Raw genomic sequence first — 15,698 nt, 5'->3', positions numbered from 1 at the left:
TAGCCTCTAGTATGATAGGCTGCTTGGTGAATTAGGCTCTGTAATTATCTTATATAAGGTGTTCTATGAAAAACATCACGATTCGAGTTGCACAAACTCAGGATGTAGAGCAGCTCGATGAATTAATGTTCAGGCTACATGATGAGCATCATCACCAGTGCCCTGAACATTTCAAAACCGCTCAAGAGATAGAGCAGGAAAAAAGCATTACTCGTTATATCAACTCGCCAGATTGTTTAGTCTTGGTGGCTTGCGATGGCGATTACATCCTTGGCTTTATTACAGGACATTTTTGTGAGCTCATTTCAAGTGTGAGTAAGCCGGTTCAGATGGGAAGTGTAGATGAACTCTATGTCATGCCTGAAATGCGAAAGTTTGGTATTGCGACACAGCTATATCACGATTTGGAACATCGTTTTGATGAGTATGGTGTCAAACAAGTGTTTGTCGAGGTATGGGACTTTAACCACGTCGCACTCGATTTATATAAGGGTTTAGCGTTCCAAAATCATATTCACTGGTTACGAAAACCAATCAGTTAGCGTTGCTTTTTCTTGGCCAATCAGTTTGTTGGCGATACGAGACAAACACAACACAAAAAGATTGTGGTTTTTTCTCATTCTGATTTAGTTGACCTTCGTGTTGCAGTCATTTAAGGTCTCGGTCCGGCATTGCACAGATGATGATTTAGGCTGAGATAAAGTTGTACAAAATTAACGAAATGTTTGAAACCATACAGGGTGAAGGTGTCTTTACGGGGGTACCGTCTGTATTCATTCGCTTACAGGAATGCGCTGTTGGTTGCTCTTGGTGTGATACTAAGCATACCTGGGATGCAACCCCTCAAGACGAGCGCCCTTTAAATGAAATTCTGACTAAAACAAAGGACTCGTCCACATGGTGCAGTGCTGCCAGTTCTGACATTATCGATCAATATCATCAATTGGGTTACCAAGCTAAGCATATCGTAATTACAGGCGGAGAGCCGTGCATTTATGATTTACAACCACTCACTGAAGCCTTTGAAAATATTGGATGCAGTTGCCAAGTGGAGACCAGTGGCACATCCGAGGTATTAACCAGCGAGAAAACCTGGGTGACAGTGTCACCAAAAGTAGCGATGAAAGGAAAGCTTCCTGTGCTGGATAGTGCATTACTACGAGCCAATGAGATCAAACATCCGGTAGGGACAACCAAAGATATTGACCACTTAGATGAGCTAATAGTGCGAGCCAGCGTGCCAGAGACCACAGTGATCGCGCTGCAACCAATCAGCCAGAAACCCCGAGCAACTCAACTTTGTATTAACACCTGTATCGAGCGTAACTGGCGACTTTCAATTCAATCCCACAAATATTTGAACATTGCTTAAAGGACATAAGAAGAATGAAAAAAGCTGTAGTCGTATTCAGTGGAGGGCAAGATTCTACGACTTGCCTAGTTCAGGCACTCAATGAGTTCGATGAAGTTCATGCTATTACTTTCGATTACGGACAAAGGCATAGACTAGAGATCGAAGTCGCCCAAAGTTTAGCTAAAGAGTTGGGGGTCTCCGCCCATAAAGTTATGGATGTCGGTCTGCTTAATGAATTAGCGATTAGCTCTCTAACACGAGATGACATTCCAGTCTCTCATGAGCTGCAGGACAATGGTTTACCAAACTCCTTTGTACCCGGTCGTAATATTTTATTTTTAACACTTGCGGGTATTTATGCATACCAAATTGGTGCAAGCACTATCATTACAGGGGTATGTGAAACAGATTTTTCTGGCTATCCCGATTGTCGTGACAGTTTTGTTAAATCCATGAATACGGCTCTTGCACAAGGTATGGAATACCAGTTAACAATATCTACTCCTTTGATGTGGCTAAATAAAGCGGAAACTTGGGCGCTTGCAGATCAGTATCAGGCTCTCGATTTGGTGAAAGAGAAAACGTTAACTTGTTATAACGGTGTCATTGGTGACGGCTGTGGAGACTGCCCTGCGTGTGGGCTCAGAAAAGCAGGGTTAGAGGATTACATCAATAACCGAGAGGCCATGATGGCTTCTTTAGTTAAAAAGCAGCAGTCTGTCTAATAACAATATAAAAATGCCCTCATAAAGTCTGAGAGGGCATTTTCAAATGGCTTATCAACCCAGATACATTTTCGCTAATTCAGCAGGTTCTACTTCTTTACCTTCCAATTGTGTGTTCCAGTTGGTACCAACTAAAACACCATCTTCTGACAAAGTGAGTAACCAATCTTCGACGAAAATATCGAGTGGGATTTCTAATACCTCAAAATCGGCCCACTCTTCGACATTGTGCGCTTGCGCATCTTCTTTTGCTGACCAGAATGGCATAACTTCGCTATCCTCAAACTCAGTGGAGTCGCATGATAGCCATCCTTCTTCGTTACGAAGCCCCCAAACTAAATTGTTCTGCTTGGTGTCCGCTACAAAAAGCTCTAGGTTAGCTTGAATGTCAGAAGTTAAGTTGCTCATCGCGTTTTTCTCTTCATGGTAATTATGGATTAGGGTAGCACTGTTATCGTTAAAGCTAAATAAAAAACCAGATTTTCTGTCTAGATGACCTTGCAGGCAAAGCCTTTTAGATAAAACCCTTCTGGATAGGCTGTGTCTGTTGGGTGGTCGGCCGCTTGTTCAAAACGTTCAACAAACTTGACCTGACGACCTGCGTCAACGGCGGCATCGGCAATGATCTTTTGAAAAAGCACTTGGTCCATTAACCCAGAACAAGAATAAGTTAGCAGTGTTCCACCCGTTCTTAAGATTTGCATAGCCAGCATATTAATGTCTTTATAGCCTCGACATGCCCCATTGAGTTGTGCTTTGCTCTCGGCAAATTTGGGTGGGTCCATGATCACGATATCGAATTTTGTTCCCTGATCTCTATATTCACGCAGTAACTTAAATACGTCGGCGTTGAGAAAAACGGCACGCTTTTTCGAAATATCAAACTGGTTAATTTCGGCGTTTTTTTTTGCCGTATCCAGCGCGGGCTGGGATACATCAGCGTTGATAACGCGTTTTGCTTCACCTTTCAATGCATATAAACCAAAGCCACCTGTGTAAGAAAAGCAGTTGAGCACTTCTTTGTCTTTACAATATTTGATGGCCTGTTGGCGGCTATCGCGTTGGTCGAGGTAGAACCCTGTTTTATGGCCAGCCTTAATATTAACGCTTATCTTAATGCCATTTTCTTCAATAACAACGGACTCTGGCGGCTCTTCACCATGTAACACACCAATGCGTTCACTTAGTCCCTCTTTCTTTCTCACCGCAACATCTGAGCGTTCATATATGTTATGGTCCGGGAACACCTTTAATAGAGCGCGGGTCAGAGTGTCTTTTTGGTATTCGGCACCTGCACTCAATAGCTGACATACCAAGTAATCTTGGTACTTATCGACAGTAATGCCCGGCAATCCATCAGATTCAGCTGCAATTAAGCGATAGCCTGTAAGACCGTCGCGCTCAATAATATCCTGACGAAGTATTTGTGCTTGCTGGATCCGCTGAACAAAAAAATCTAAATCTATCTCTTGGTTCTCAAAGCTCCAAATTCTTGCACGAATTTGCGAGTGTGGAGAGTAGGCAGCTTTTGCCAGCCAAGTTCCATCATGAGCAAAAACATCCGCTGTTTCACCTAACGAAGGTTCACCCTCTATTTTTTTTATACCTCGAGAGAAAACCCAAGGATGTCTGCGCTTTAGCGACTTTTCTCGGCCTTTTTCTAGATAAATAGCTGGGGTCATGATGTTGCTCACTTGAATATTAAAGGTCGGGTATTGTCGTGGAAGTCTATAAGAAAATCAAACAAAACCGCCAGTTAGGATTGGAATATGCTTATTTGAATAAAGCCTTTTATACTTTTGCTAGAAAGTTACGAGGTCGATTTTCTATAACAATACGTTGTGTAGGTATATCATTATGGACTTTGAGTGCAAAAGGTTTCTCATAAGCGGTCGTGTACAGGGAGTCGGGTTTCGTTATCACACATCTCTGCAGGGTATGAAACTTGGCTTAACAGGCTATGCGAAAAACCTCCCCAATGGACAGGTTGAGGTGGTGATTTGTGGACATTGCCAAAAAATAGTTGAGATGGGACAATGGTTACAAAACGGGCCTAAAACTGCGTCGGTAGAATCCGTTGAGTCGGAATGTATACCTTATCAACTAATGACAGACTTTGATATTTTATAGGCACTTTGCGGGTTTTGGTAAGCCTGCCAATTTTGTTGCTTGTTTGGCTGGGCCTTGTTTAAAGAGTTTGAATAAATACTTACTGTTACCTTTCTCTGGCCCATGCGCTTTTTCCATTGCTTTAACCAACATCCTTACCGCAGGTGAAGTATTAAACTCTTCGTAAAAGGCACGGACAAAGTGAACCACTTCTAAATGCGCTTCAGTCAGTTCGATGCCTTCCTGCTCTGCAAGCAACGCAATCATGCCTTCTTCCCAATCGGTATGGTTAAGAAGGTATCCTTCGTTGTCGGTGTGAACGGTTTTGCCTTTGTACTCAAACATGTCATTCAATTCTTGGTGTTGTAGAGTCGATAGGGTAGCTCAGCTCAGCGGCGTTTCGCAACATGTAAAAAGAAAAAGCCCAGAAGATTCAATCTCTGGGCCTTGTTAAAGCATAATGTGTCTAGTAATTAGTCATCATTCATAATGCCAAGAATCGTTAGTAAGCTAGTGAACAAGTTCAAGATGTTAAGATACATAGAAATTGTTGCGCTTACATAGTTAGTCTCTTCACCACGAACAATACGGCTTGTGTCGTACAAAATAAAACCAGAGAAAACAAGTGCTGACATACTGCTGATAGCGAGCTGACCTAGAGTAGAGCCAACGAAGATATTAATGATTGCTGCTACGATGACAATAATCAGTCCTGCGATGAGAAAATTGCGCATGAAAGAAAAATCTTTCTTACTGCTGATTGTATAAGCAGACAACCCAAGGAATACCATCCCCGTTAGGCCTAGTGCTTGAGCAATGATTGATGGCCCATTAGGAATAGACGCATAGTGGTTCAGCATTGGGCCAAGAGCACCTCCCATCAATGTTGTAAACACGAATGTCCATACGATACCCATAGATGAGTTGATGCTTTTTGGTAGAGCGAAGAAAAGAATACCAATAGCTGCTACTTGCATAACAAGCGCTATCATAGGAGAAAGGCCCATCGCCATTGTTGCAAGCGCTGCAATAGCACTGGTCACCAAAGTCATGGAAAGAAGAAAATAAGTGTTCTTCAGGGTTTTATTGATCTCAAGTGTGTTAGTTGCACTTGTAGAACGTGTAAACATAGGGCTGTTCATAATAGTCCTCGTAAGGGTTATGTTTATAGCTACATTTATGGGGTTAAGCTATGAAAAGATCAAGCCTTAACTGTATATTCATTACAACAAATTCTATATGAATTACACAAAAATGTATCAAGAAAGATGTAACACAATATAACAGATTGATTTATATGAGAACCATACCAAGCTATGCTCTACTTTTTCAAACAACACTAATGACTTATAATCTGGGCCAAAAAGTTTTGAGTACGATCAGATTGAGGGTTCTCAAAGAAATCAACTGGGTTATTTTCTTCAATGATCTCACCTGCATCCATGAATATAACGCGATCAGCAACTTCTTTAGCAAACCCCATTTCATGAGTGACACATAGCATAGTCATACCTTCTTCTGCTAGTTCAACCATAACGTCAAGCACCTCGCGAACCATTTCTGGGTCGAGTGCCGAAGTGGGTTCGTCGAATAGCATAACTTGTGGGCTCATACATAATGATCGCGCAATCGCCACGCGCTGTTGCTGTCCACCGGAGAGCTGACCAGGGTATTTCTCTGCTTGATCTGGAATTTTTACTCGCTCGAGGTACTTCATAGCGACTTGTTTAGCCTCATCTTTTGGCATTTTTTTGACCCAGATAGGTGCTAAAGTACAGTTTTCGAGTACGGTGAGGTGAGGGAATAGATTGAAGTGTTGAAAACACATACCTACTTCTCTGCGTACGGCTTCAATATTTTTCAGGTCTTCGGTGAGTTCGTTTCCTGACACAATAATTTGGCCTTTCTGATGTTCTTCAAGTCGGTTGATGCACCGAATCATTGTAGATTTTCCTGACCCTGAGGGACCACATATCACGATTTTTTCGCCTTTTTTAACACTAAGATTAATGTTCTTGAGTACGTGAAACTCCCCGTACCACTTGTTCATGTCCTTAATCTCAATCATCAAATCCTGCTGTGTCATAACATATCCTTGAGCATTAAATTATCGTTTGTGGCCAGTATGGAGTTTGTTTTCCAGCCAAATGGAGTATCGAGACATGCCAAAACAAAATATCCAGAAAACCAATGCGACAAAAACATAACTTTCAGTCGCAAATCCTAACCATTGTGGATCAGTATTGGCTGCTTGTCCTATACCCAATACATCAAACATTCCAATAATGAGAACTAAACTTGTGTCTTTGAAGAGGCCAATAAAAGTGTTCACAATCGAGGGGATAGTGATTTTCAATGCTTGAGGCAATACAATCAAGCCCATTTTTTTCCAATAACTGAGTCCGAGGGCGTCAGCCGCTTCGTATTGGCCTTTCGGTATGGCTTGTAATCCACCTCTGACTACCTCTGCCATATACGCCGCACTAAACATAACTACCCCTATCAGCGCACGTATGAGTTTGTCTGTTTCTGAGCCCTGAGCAAGAAATAGTGGCAACATGACAGACGCCATGAAGAGTACTGTAATAAGAGGAACACCACGCCAAATTTCAATGTAAACGGTACAAATACTTCGAATGATAGGCATCTCTGAACGGCGTCCAAGAGCGAGAGCAACCCCAATGGGTAATGATACTACGATTCCGACTAAAGCAATGATTAATGTGACTAAAAGTCCTCCCCATTTGTGAGTATCAACGACCTCAAGTCCAAATACACCGCCATAAAGTAGAGCTGCAATAATAAAGGGATAAATGTTAACAAAAAATAACCATATCCACAGCCGTTTAGGTGTTTTTTCATAAGCGAGCAGAACGGTGAATATGGCCAATGTTGCGTAAAATAAACGCGGGCGCCATAATTCTTCTTGAGGATAGAAGCCATACATAAATTGCTCCCAACGCACGCTGATAAACACCCAGCAAGCACCTTCTCGAGAGCAGTCATCTCGAGTTGAACCTATCCAATCGGCTTGCAAAATTGCCCAATTGAAAATGTTCCAAATGAGGGAGAACGCGATGTAAGCGAGAATCAGAGTAACTATGGAATTCACCGGACCATTGAATAGATTTTTCCGCATCCACCCTATTGGTCCCACAGTATTGGAAGGGGGTGGTAAGTCGGGCTGAAACTGATGTATCTTCATATCATCTCTCCACCAAAGCAACTTTACGGTTATAAATATTCATCAGCGCAGATGTCAGTAGGCTGAGCGATAAATAGACTGCCATAGTCATTGCAATGATTTCTATCGCTTGTCCTGTCTGATTGAGGGTTGTCCCTGCGAATACCGAGACTAAATCGGGGTAGCCAATCGCCATCGCCAATGATGAGTTTTTGGTAAGGTTAAGGTATTGGCTGGTTAATGGCGGTATGATTATTCTCAGTGCTTGGGGCACGATGACGAGTTTAAGCGTTCTGGAACGGGGAAGGCCAAGAGACATGGCGGCTTCTGTCTGACCATGACTGACGGCATTAATTCCCGAACGAACTATTTCAGCGATAAACGAGGCGGTGTAAATACTTAAAGCTAGAAGAAGCGCGGCTAATTCAGGGATAATACTTATGCCCCCTTGAAAATTGAACCCTTGTAGCTTCGGATAATCTGCTGAAATAGGGGAGCCCATAAGAAAGTACACAGCGATGGGAAATACAAAAACTAACCCAAATACGATACGACCCATTGGGGTCTGTTGCCCAGTTAATTTTTGTTTGTTATTTGCCCAAACATTGATGAAACAGCAGCTAGCTATCCCTAGAGCAAAGCAGATTCCGACAATAGATGCACCTTGTTCGAACACAGGGCCTGGAAAATATAGGCCGCGTACATTTAAAAATATTGCTTCTCCAAGGCTGAGACTTTGTCTCGCGGAAGGTAGTGCTTGAAGTACTGCGAAATACCAAAAGAATATTTGTAACAGTAGTGGTACATTGCGAAAAATTTCTATGTAGACGGCCGCCAGACGGCTAACTAACCAATTAGAAGATAAGCGGGCAATGCCCATAATAAAGCCAATCACTGTGGCTAAAATGATTCCGAGTACAGAGACTAGCGCGGTATTCAAAAGCCCGACAACGAAAGTACGGCCGTATGAGAAAGTTTCGTTATACTCAATCAGTGACAAGCCGATCCCAAATCCAGCTTCCTGAGTTAGGAAGCCAAAGCCTGTCGCAATACCACGGGCTTCAAGATTGGTAAGAGCATTGTTAACGATTGTGTAAAAGAAAAAAAACAACGCGATGATGGCGATGATCTGAAAAACGACTGATCGAAATGTGGGGTTATAAAAAAGGCTAGTTTTCGAATTCTGGCTTTGTGCGCTAGGCTCATTGGCATTAGTATGTTTCATTTAGCTATGGCCTCAATCCCTTGGTTATAAAAAGGGCGGCAGCACCGCCCATTTTGGTTGCCTGCTAGCGAATTGGCGGTGCGTACATGAATCCACCTGCATTCCACAGCGCATTAACACCACGAGAAATTTGCAGTGGGGAGCCGCTACCAACAGTGCGCTCGAAGCTTTCACCGTAATTCCCAACTTGCTTAACTATCTGGTAACCCCAGTCATCACGTATACCGAGACCTTTTCCTTTTGGCCCTTCAATACCCAAGATCCTTTTAACGTTAGGGTCTTTTGACTTTAACATTTCTTCTGCATTCTTGGATGTGATACCGTACTCCTCAGCATTAACCATAGCTGCCAAAGTCCATTTACCAATGTTGAACCACTGGTCATCACCTTGGCGCACTACTGGACCTAGTGGTTCTTTCGAAATAATTTCGGGTAAAACCATCGCAGATGCTGGATCTTGAAGGTTTAGACGCAGCGCATAAAGCCCTGATTGGTCGGTCGTTAATACATCGCAACGACCAGCATCAAAACCCTTAGAAGTTTGTGCAGCGGTATCAAAAACAACTGGCTTATACGACATTCCACTATTTCTAAAATAGTCTGCTAGATTAAGCTCGGTTGTTGTACCGGATTGAACACACACTGACGCGCCATTGAGCTCTTTCGCACTTTTGATGCCCAGATCTTTTTTCACCATGAAACCCTGACCATCGTAGTAATTGACGCCAACAAAATTGAGGCCAAGCGCGGTATCTCGGTGTAATGTCCATGTGGTGTTGCGTGATAAAACATCAATCTCACCAGACTGAAGGGCAGTAAAGCGTTCCTTCGCGGTTAAAGGGACATATTTGACCTTTTTCTTGTCGCCAAGGACGGCGGCGGCTAATGCTTGACAGTATTCCACGTCAATACCTTCCCATTCGCCTTTTGAGTTAGGGTTAGAAAACCCAGGTAAACCTGTACTGACACCACAAGTTAGGAAACCCTGTTTCGTCACTTTGGCTAGGGTAGTATCTGCAGCAGAGACGCCCGTAGACATCAGAGCAGTCGAAGCCGCTACTAATGAAGCAATAAATGTGAGTTTGTTTGCCATTTGAATCCTTCCTATATGATCCATGTTAAATTAGGTACCACTTATCACAACGAATGAAAATGTGTTGTTTATCAATGGTTATTGTCAAATCATCCAAAAAAACGACTTGTATATAAATCAACCATTTATAAGAGTAGGTAAGGATTGGTAAATTCTCAAATATATCATTTAAAAGCAGTTATTCTGTGAAGTTACTTATCTCAGACCTAACCTAATGATTAAATATTAATCAATTCGGTGTAGTGTGAAACTTCACATTAATAGTTCAAAGGTAAACAATGTTGCTAATATACTTATCTAACAGTAATAAATTTTACCATACGAGGTACTGGTAATTAATCACGTTGCATTTTCGATTTTATCCAGCACTATCTATTGCACTGACAAGTAATCTCTGTATTTATGTATCACACTTTTGATAGTATCTTGTGTAATAGCTTGTAAGTTTGCCTAAGGATAGAAATGCAATATTTTCCACTGTTCATGAATCTTAGAGACAGACCAATTTTGGTCGTAGGGGGAGGTGAAGTAGCTTGTCGCAAGGTTGACAGTCTAATTCGTGCAGGTGCAAATGTATCCATTGTTTCTCCACAAATTGACCTATATTTACAACGTTTAGTTGAGCGTAATGAATGTCACTGGATTCAAAATTTCTACTCTAAAAAAATACTTGATAAAAAATACCTTCAAGTGTGGGCCACAACGGATAATCCTGAACTTAATCACCGAGTTTATGATGACGCGAAAGCGTTGGGGATTTTGGTTAACGTCGTCGATGATCAGCCTTATTGTGACTTTATTACACCTTCCATGATTACTCGTGGCAGGATTCAAATCGCAATATCAAGCGGAGGAGCATCACCTGTTCTTATTCGCAATATTAGAGAGCAGTTAGAATCAAGTTTGGCATTCAACCTCTCGTTGTTAGCAGACTTTGGCTTGTCGAAAAGAGGGGATATTAAACAGCGTCTGCCTTCAGTTGACCTCCGACGTAAATTCTGGGAAATGTTTTTTGCCCGTAACAATGTTCAAAATGCAACGGAACGTTGCCAATTAGAAGCTGAATATTCAAAACTCTTAGACAGTGAAATTCAACCTCAAGGGTCTATTACTTGGGTAGAGTTTGGCAATGATGTCGAGTTGCTGCCGATAAAAGCATTGCGCTTGATGCAGCAATCGGAACAAGTTCTGTATAGCTCTAAGTGTCCCGATGAGTTCCTAGAGCTGAGTCGAAGAGATGCTGAGAGACATATGTATGAAGACGAAGTTGATCTATCCGAGAGGCTAGTTATTGGACGAAAACAGAATATGCATGTTGTTGTACTTATTCCTTCTGAAGAAACTGAGTATAAACTTCTTATTAATGGGGATCTACATATTCGACCGGGTAGCGTATGAAGGCTAACACTCCAAGCACTTCGCTAGGCACTTGGAGTGTTCTCAACTGGTTATATTTAGTCTCTGAAATTTTCGTACTGAAAAGGTTGGCCGAGATCCGCGTCTCGAATCATAGCTATCGTAGCTTGAAGGTCGTCTCTTTTCTTTCCTGTAACACGTACTTTCTCACCTTGAATAGACGCTTGTACTTTAAGTTTGGCATCTTTAATCGCTTTAACGACTTTTTTGGCCATGGGAGCTTCGATTCCCTGTTTGAAAATAACAATTTGATGCCACTTTTTGCCCGACGCTTCTTCATCCTTGGCTTCCATAGCATTAACATCAACACCTCTTTTAGTAAGGTGAGAGCGTAAAATATCTCGCATCTGTTTAAGTTGAAAATCACCTTCGGCATTTAGCCTTACCGATTCATCTTTTTGCATTTCAAACGAGGCCTCAACACCTCGAAAGTCAAAACGTGTAGATAATTCGCGAGAGGCATTATCGACTGCATTTCTAAGCTCAACAGTGTCGATTTCAGATACGATATCAAAAGATGGCATTACTTATTCCTCTATGTTTACCCACGTGATTTAACGGCGTTAGCCAGCAAATCCAGCATCTTGGCTGTGTCTTCCCAGCTTAGACATGGATCGGTAATAGACTGGCCATATACCAAGTTATCTATGTCTTTCATGGATTGATTGCCTTCAACAATAAAGCTTTCGGCCATGATACCAGCAATTTGGTCTTTACCAGATAGAATCTGATCACAAATATCTTTTGCGACGTCTAATTGTCTCTTGTGTTGCTTTAGGCAGTTGGCGTGGCTGAAGTCAACGACAAGACGAGCTGGAAGATTGAAGCTTGCTAATTGTTGACATGCTGAGTTTACAGAATCGCTATCATAGTTAGGGCCGTCATCACCGCCTCTCAGAATTACATGCCCATATGGATTTCCACTGGTACGGTATACTGTCATACGCCCATTTTTATCCGGTGAGTAAAAGTAATGAGAGGCTTGAGATGCTCGGATAGCATCGATAGAAATTTTTACGTTGCCATTGGTCCCATTCTTAAACCCTACAGGGCAAGATAACGCGGAGGCCATTTCTCTGTGTATCTGAGACTCTGTGGTCCGCGCACCAATCGCTCCCCAAGAGATTAAATCAGCTATGTACTGGCCTGTAATCATATCAAGGAACTCAGTCGCAGTTGCTAAACCTAGCTTATTTATGTCAAGTAGAAGCTTACGTGCTTTGTTAAGCCCCGTCTCTAAAGCATAAGAGCCATCCAAGTTTGGATCTGTAATAAGACCTTTCCAGCCAACCACAGTGCGTGGCTTTTCAAAGTAAGTACGCATAACGATAAACAACTCGTTTTGGTACTTTTCTTTAACCTCCACTAAGCGCTCGGCATAGTCAAGAGCTGCATCTGTGTCGTGTACTGAACAAGGCCCCACAACGACCAATAATCGCTTGTCCTCACCTGTTAAAATCTGTTCGATTTGATGGCGAGACTTAGCAACGCGCTCTGCGACATCTCCGGTAATTGGATGTGCGCTTCCAAGCTCTGCTGGTGTTGGCATTGGGCCTAATGGTTGGGTTCTTAACTCATCGGTTTTAATTGGCATAAACTCGCCTGTTATTTTTATCGCGAAGGGTTAAAGATAACGGAAACAACAAGACTAATAAACCTTTAGCATAATATTCTTGAAGTTGTGCTGCTCTGCACAAGGCCTGCTGTGCTCTGTTTATCATTACGATACGTAATATTAACATTTTGTTGACATTGGTTCGGATTCGTTATCAACTAAGTGGAATACATGATGACATCGGACCAGTTTCATGATTTCTTCTCTCGATAAAGCCAATATCTATCTAAAAATGTTTGGGTTTTTCAAAGTTCCGCTCATATGGTTGTGTGGTCCAAAAATTTTGCAGCTCAATGAAAAAAGTGTAGAAATAAAAATACCGCTTAAGAGAAAAACGAGAAATCATCTCAACAGTATGTATTTTGGTGTCTTAGCCGTGGGAGCTGATGTTGCTGGCGGTTTTATGGCTATGAGCAAAGCGCAGTCAAGAGGGCATAAAGTTTCATTGGCATTCAAAGCTGTAGACGGACAGTTTCTGAAAAGGCCAGAAAGTGATGTCCACTTTTTATGTCATGATGGAGAGTTAATTGACGCAATGTTAGATGAGACAATTGCAACTGGTCAACGAGTCAATCAACAGGTTAAAATAACCGCCATTTGCCCAAAACTGCATGGTGATGAGCCTATGGCGGAATTTCTTCTTACTCTGTCGTTGAAGAAAGTGGCAGGGTAGATGTGTCGAGATCCACTTGCTCAATTGCGACAATTTTGTTTCTGTTTAAGACGATTTTCCACCGGTAATAAGTCGGTTCGTCGTTATGATTATCTTCTTTCGCAATTAGATTAATTAAATGCCGTTTTTCAACTGCTTCTTTACTAACTTGATTGTTGTTGAGGGTGTAAACTTTGTTTGAGCCTTTATCCATAAGTCGCATCAAAGGTCGCATGCTGAGCATCATGGACTCACGTGTTTCTTCGTAACCACTCATAAACTTGGACGTAGACATTTCAGTTTCGCTTCTATAATGAAGCACCTGTTCTTCTCTTTGCACCACTCGTTTTTTACGTATGGTCTGTATCCGGTCAGGAAGCTTTTGCAAACTTCTATAGTCTAACCATTCTAATTTCTGACCAACGGCTTTGTTTGTTGTGGGATCGAGATAGTACTTTCTCCATTTTGGGCGCCCTTTTCTGATCCACCGCCATAACACGTCTCGAAGGTCATCTTTAAATATTTCACGAAGCGCATACACAAAAGACATCCAAATAATGAAAGAGACGGTAATTTCCCCCCAGTAGTCTCTGGCTAAGATTGCTGTAATAGTCACGAACACCATGACAAAACCAGTTGCAGAGCCCTTAACAACACGTTTCATGTTTTTACCTAGTGACTGGGTTTTTGCTTTTAAAACGACTGGGTGTTCAATCAAACGGCGAAGCAGACGCATTTTATTACTTAGCCTTGTTACGTCGTCACGTACATTTTTCGAATTATAGTTATTTAGTTTTCGATGTGCTGCTTCCTTTTCTACAATGGCGAGTAATCTTTCTTTGATTGTTTTATAGTCCGCTTCTCGTGGCATATGTGCAATCAAAGACATAAAGCGTTGGCCTGTGTACCATGATAAATAGTTATCTATATTCGCATAGTAACGCTTTTGACTTTCTTCATACGGAATACTCCGCCTAAGTTTTTTTAAAATGTCTAGAGCAAGTTCTATCACTTCATCCACTTCTTCTGTGGTAACGGCCTCACTATTGTGCTTGTTGAGCTCATTAACGGCATTATCCAGAGCTATAACATATTGGTAAGCGAACAAACTAATACTGACACGATATTGAGTTGAAGAAAGTCTGCCTCGTTTTGCAAGTCGGCTATGCACTAAAGGTAAGAGTGTTTTGTCACTGAAATAAGCACGTTTCTGTATAATGGATTCATAATAAATTTCATTTTCCTTAAGCACATTAGGTGTTAAACCTAGTTCTCCTGGAACGAAAAAATAGAGGTCAAGGTCTGACTTTTTTGATGAAGCCATTGAATGGGAAATTTTGAGAGTGATGCCGTCCTGCTTATCAACGGTGATCAAAGAATATACTCCTGAAAAAATTCTCTTTATCTCGCGAAAGCATAACAGAGTTTCGCTATAATGACCTCAAATTTAGTAAGAGACCATTGAAATGATTAAAGTTGGACAGATAAATCACTTGGAAATCGTCAAAAAAACAGATTTCGGACTATTTCTCGATGCAGGTGATTACGGTACGAGCTTACTGCCAAACAAATTTGCTCCATCAGGTGCTGAAATTGGTCAATTCATAGATGTTTTCTTGTACTTTGACTCTGACAATCAACTTGTTGCTACCACTGAATCGCCGATAGCCCAAGTAGGAGAGTTTGGGCTGATGAAAATAGAAGGTGTCAGTAGTATCGGAGCATTTGCTGATTGGGGGATTAAAGACAAAGATCTACTCATTCCATTTAGTGAGCAGCGAACTCGATTTTCAGCAGGGCAAAGCATTCTAGTGTATGTCTATACCGATAAGGCTTCAGGTCGTATTGTTGGAACCACTAAATTTAATAAGTGGTTAGATAAAACACCAGCCAACTATCAACGCAATCAACAAGTTGATTTGATTATCGCTGAGCGAAGTGATCTGGGTTTTAAAGCTATTGTTGAAGGTCAACATTGGGGTATGATTTTCAAATCTGATGTTTTTGGTAAGTTGTTCATTGGGAGACGATTAAAAGGATACGTCAAAGGTGTTCGAGAGGATGGGAAAATTGACCTTACTTTACAGAAAGTAGGGGTTGCCAAAATGGATGACTTGAGTGAAAAGATCCTTGATGTACTCGAGAAAAAAGGGGGCTTTTTGCCTTTAAACGACAAGTCGTCGCCCGAAATTATCTTCTCGACGTTTCGAACAAGTAAAGGGACGTTTAAGAAAACCATCGGTGGGTTGTATAAACAAGGAAAAATTGCGATTGAAGAGCAAGGGATACGCCTGATTTCTTAACCTGACGTTTTATAGAGAGACC

Annotated in this window: 18 protein-coding genes; 7 read left to right on the top strand and 11 right to left on the bottom strand. The window is 41.7% G+C overall.

All coding sequences use genetic code 11. The annotated features are described in order from the left end of the window. Positions 1-65 precede the first annotated feature (65 nt). The 3 genes from DPF90_RS07760 (at position 66) to queC (ending at position 2,079) form a co-directional block, all read left to right on the top strand. A complete protein-coding gene (locus tag DPF90_RS07760; RefSeq protein ID WP_114785763.1) occupies positions 66-542 on the top strand; it encodes a GNAT family N-acetyltransferase in 477 nt (158 codons plus the stop codon). A gap of 161 nt (positions 543-703) precedes the next feature. After that, positions 704-1,372, top strand: a complete 669-nt coding sequence (gene queE, locus DPF90_RS07755; protein ID WP_114785762.1) for a 7-carboxy-7-deazaguanine synthase QueE — start codon at positions 704-706, stop codon at positions 1,370-1,372. A gap of 14 nt (positions 1,373-1,386) precedes the next feature. Then, the gene (gene queC, locus DPF90_RS07750) at positions 1,387-2,079 is read left to right on the top strand and encodes a 7-cyano-7-deazaguanine synthase QueC (RefSeq protein ID WP_114785761.1); all 693 of its coding nucleotides are present in this window, start codon (positions 1,387-1,389) and stop codon (positions 2,077-2,079) included. Positions 2,080-2,133: 54 nt separating this feature from the next. Here queC and DPF90_RS07745 read toward each other — a convergent pair whose 3' ends face one another. Together DPF90_RS07745 and DPF90_RS07740 are read right to left on the bottom strand one after the other, a co-directional pair. Then, positions 2,134-2,487: a DUF2750 domain-containing protein gene (locus DPF90_RS07745; protein WP_114785760.1), complete on the bottom strand. Its 354-nt coding sequence runs from the start codon at positions 2,485-2,487 to the stop codon at positions 2,134-2,136. Positions 2,488-2,567: 80 nt separating this feature from the next. After that, positions 2,568-3,761 carry a class I SAM-dependent methyltransferase gene (locus DPF90_RS07740; RefSeq protein WP_114785759.1) on the bottom strand — a complete coding sequence of 398 codons (1,194 nt, stop codon included), beginning with the start codon at positions 3,759-3,761 and terminating at the stop codon, positions 2,568-2,570. A 175-nt stretch (positions 3,762-3,936) separates the two neighbouring features. On the opposite strand from DPF90_RS07740, the gene yccX reads away from it, so the two are divergent. Beyond that, entirely contained in the window at positions 3,937-4,209 is a 273-nt protein-coding gene (gene yccX / locus DPF90_RS07735; protein WP_114785758.1) for an acylphosphatase, read from the top strand. On the opposite strand, the gene DPF90_RS07730 is transcribed toward yccX, so the two are convergent. The 6 genes from DPF90_RS07730 to DPF90_RS07705 all read right to left on the bottom strand — a co-directional run bounded on the left by DPF90_RS07730 (position 4,204) and on the right by DPF90_RS07705 (position 9,690). Beyond that, entirely contained in the window at positions 4,204-4,533 is a 330-nt protein-coding gene (locus tag DPF90_RS07730; protein WP_114785757.1) for a TusE/DsrC/DsvC family sulfur relay protein, read from the bottom strand. The genes yccX and DPF90_RS07730 overlap by 6 nt on opposite strands. 128 nt (positions 4,534-4,661) lie before the next feature. Then, positions 4,662-5,330 carry a Bax inhibitor-1/YccA family protein gene (locus tag DPF90_RS07725; protein ID WP_114785756.1) on the bottom strand — a complete coding sequence of 223 codons (669 nt, stop codon included), beginning with the start codon at positions 5,328-5,330 and terminating at the stop codon, positions 4,662-4,664. 197 nt (positions 5,331-5,527) lie between these two features. Further along, positions 5,528-6,274 carry an amino acid ABC transporter ATP-binding protein gene (locus DPF90_RS07720; protein ID WP_114785755.1) on the bottom strand — a complete coding sequence of 249 codons (747 nt, stop codon included), beginning with the start codon at positions 6,272-6,274 and terminating at the stop codon, positions 5,528-5,530. A 21-nt stretch (positions 6,275-6,295) separates the two neighbouring features. After that, positions 6,296-7,393, bottom strand: coding sequence for an amino acid ABC transporter permease (locus DPF90_RS07715; protein ID WP_114785754.1), 1,098 nt, complete (start codon positions 7,391-7,393; stop codon positions 6,296-6,298). 1 nt (position 7,394) lies between these two features. Next, the gene (locus DPF90_RS07710) at positions 7,395-8,597 is read right to left on the bottom strand and encodes an amino acid ABC transporter permease (RefSeq protein ID WP_114785753.1); all 1,203 of its coding nucleotides are present in this window, start codon (positions 8,595-8,597) and stop codon (positions 7,395-7,397) included. Positions 8,598-8,661: 64 nt separating this feature from the next. Then, positions 8,662-9,690, bottom strand: coding sequence for an amino acid ABC transporter substrate-binding protein (locus tag DPF90_RS07705; RefSeq protein ID WP_114785752.1), 1,029 nt, complete (start codon positions 9,688-9,690; stop codon positions 8,662-8,664). Between the two features lie 462 nt (positions 9,691-10,152). Here DPF90_RS07705 and DPF90_RS07700 point away from each other — a divergent pair, with 462 nt between their 5' ends. Then, positions 10,153-11,088, top strand: a complete 936-nt coding sequence (locus tag DPF90_RS07700; RefSeq protein WP_114785751.1) for a precorrin-2 dehydrogenase/sirohydrochlorin ferrochelatase family protein — start codon at positions 10,153-10,155, stop codon at positions 11,086-11,088. Between the two features lie 56 nt (positions 11,089-11,144). Here the strand turns inward: DPF90_RS07700 and DPF90_RS07695 are convergent, their stop codons facing one another. Beyond that, positions 11,145-11,630, bottom strand: coding sequence for a YajQ family cyclic di-GMP-binding protein (locus DPF90_RS07695; RefSeq protein ID WP_114785750.1), 486 nt, complete (start codon positions 11,628-11,630; stop codon positions 11,145-11,147). Between the two features lie 17 nt (positions 11,631-11,647). Continuing rightward, complete coding sequence (locus DPF90_RS07690) at positions 11,648-12,700, bottom strand: 3-deoxy-7-phosphoheptulonate synthase (RefSeq protein ID WP_114785749.1); 1,053 nt, start codon at positions 12,698-12,700, stop codon at positions 11,648-11,650. 214 nt (positions 12,701-12,914) lie between these two features. Here DPF90_RS07690 and DPF90_RS07685 point away from each other — a divergent pair, with 214 nt between their 5' ends. Continuing rightward, the gene (locus tag DPF90_RS07685; RefSeq protein ID WP_114785748.1) at positions 12,915-13,394 is read left to right on the top strand and encodes a PaaI family thioesterase; all 480 of its coding nucleotides are present in this window, start codon (positions 12,915-12,917) and stop codon (positions 13,392-13,394) included. Here DPF90_RS07685 and DPF90_RS07680 read toward each other — a convergent pair. Next, positions 13,363-14,748 carry a hypothetical protein gene (locus tag DPF90_RS07680; RefSeq protein ID WP_114785747.1) on the bottom strand — a complete coding sequence of 462 codons (1,386 nt, stop codon included), beginning with the start codon at positions 14,746-14,748 and terminating at the stop codon, positions 13,363-13,365. The two genes, DPF90_RS07685 and DPF90_RS07680, sit on opposite strands and share 32 nt — an antisense overlap. Before the next feature lie 91 nt (positions 14,749-14,839). Here DPF90_RS07680 and DPF90_RS07675 point away from each other — a divergent pair, with 91 nt between their 5' ends. Continuing rightward, positions 14,840-15,676: a CvfB family protein gene (locus tag DPF90_RS07675; protein ID WP_114785746.1), complete on the top strand. Its 837-nt coding sequence runs from the start codon at positions 14,840-14,842 to the stop codon at positions 15,674-15,676. Positions 15,677-15,698 lie beyond the last annotated feature (22 nt).

The organism is Vibrio tetraodonis, assembly GCF_003350295.1.
Lineage (GTDB): Bacteria > Pseudomonadota > Gammaproteobacteria > Enterobacterales > Vibrionaceae > Vibrio > Vibrio tetraodonis.
This window is presented reverse-complemented; position numbering and strand designations above follow the sequence as displayed.